This is a genomic window from Vibrio sp. D401a (assembly GCF_030248515.1).
Taxonomy (GTDB): domain Bacteria; phylum Pseudomonadota; class Gammaproteobacteria; order Enterobacterales; family Vibrionaceae; genus Vibrio; species Vibrio rotiferianus.
Genome location: NZ_JAHGAI010000016.1, coordinates 1 through 1,531, shown reverse-complemented (window position 1 = coordinate 1,531; position 1,531 = coordinate 1). Strand labels below are relative to the sequence as shown.

The following is a 1,531-nucleotide window of genomic DNA, read 5'->3' as shown; positions in this document are numbered from 1 at the left end:
TAAGAGTGATTCGCAACGCGTGGCATTTTTACTATGCGTCGGTTTATGTGTTTAAGGTATTATGCGGAGGCTAAGGTATTGCGTGCCTCACACCTTAATTGGGCGTTATATCTTGTGAGTGTCCATACAAAATATTTTAGCTTATTAATAATTTTGATGCTTGGCCGTACAACGGCAACGCCACAATGGAAACTAATATGGATTTGAGTGAATACAAGAAAAGGTATAGTGCTAGTGATGCTGCTCCCGGATGGGATGCAATAGATAGGGCGCTAGGCGATCTTTACCCTGGGCAGGAGCCAAAGCATTACGGCACCACGATAAAACATATGATAGGTGGTCCAGATCCAATCGATGGAATAAGCATATTTGATGCGGGTGATCACCACCATATAGTTACATACGGTTTTTCATCATTGTATTATGACATCGAGTCCCTTGATGCAGACTTTAGCGGGTTTGGTTTCGAGCTAACGATACGGCTCCTAAAATCAGAAAATGAGCCGTATTGGGCAATGAATATGCTTCAAAATATAGCTAGATATGTCTTTAAATCTGGTAAGTGGTTTGAGTCTGGGCATTATATGCCTGCAAATGGACCGATAAAACAAGAGTATGATACTAAGCTTGTTGGGCTAGCTTTCGTCACAGATCCTCAGCTTGGAGTAATTGATACTGTGCATGGTAAAGTTGAGTTTCTCCAAGTTTTTGGTATTACTCAAGCAGAAATAGATAAAATCATGTCTAGTGATAAGAATGCTTTAAACACAACCTCAAAACATCAGGTTGTAAATCCTCTACTTATAACAGATTTGGATCGTGAAGAGATATAGCAAACTGTTTAAGATCGATTCGCAACGCGTGGCATTTTTACTATGTGTTGGTTTTAGTGTTTAAGGCGGTGTGCCGCTGCTTCGGTATTGCGTTGCTCACACCTTAGCAGGGCGTTATGTGACCGAGTACCCCACGTTTAGAGAGAGGTTGATTTTGTTCAAGTGTGAAATGTCAGTAGGTACGATTAATGTAGATGACAGCAGTGATGAATGTTTTACTGCTCCAATAAGAGTTGCCTTTCTTGACAATGAGGAATATGAATTCTTACTTGAAGATTACATAGATGATTCAAGCAAAGAAGATTTTCATAAAGCAATCAACAACTTCATAAATCTAGATAAAAGCGTTCTCAATGATGTAAGTGAGTTTGTTTATCAATATTACCTAAAAACCTTGAAGTACCTTAGCCCTGAGGATGATTGGTATATTGAAATTGAAAAGCCGAAGAATGTTTGGCAATTTGTACAGTTTGGCTGTGAACCAGTTGTGTCTCGTCGAGATGAAGATAATAGAATATACATTTCATTTGCATGTAATTGTGATTGGGAGCGAGAGCATGGGCTACAGTTAGTGTTCAAAGATGGCAGCTATATCAACAAACTAGGGGGATATGATGGCCATTTAACTAACTCGGATGCTTTTGGTGATGAATCTCTAGAAGATGTCATTTACAAATAAACATAACAAACTGTTTAAA

The 1,531-nt window shown here is 38.9% G+C and carries 2 protein-coding genes; both read left to right on the top strand.

Annotated features, from left to right (window positions below):
- Positions 1-197 precede the first annotated feature (197 nt).
- Positions 198-833: a suppressor of fused domain protein gene (locus KIV41_RS08340; RefSeq protein WP_045393785.1), complete on the top strand. Its 636-nt coding sequence runs from the start codon at positions 198-200 to the stop codon at positions 831-833.
- Between the two features lie 169 nt (positions 834-1,002).
- Entirely contained in the window at positions 1,003-1,512 is a 510-nt protein-coding gene (locus KIV41_RS08330; protein WP_045393783.1) for a hypothetical protein, read from the top strand.
- The last annotated feature ends 19 nt before the right edge of the window (positions 1,513-1,531 follow it).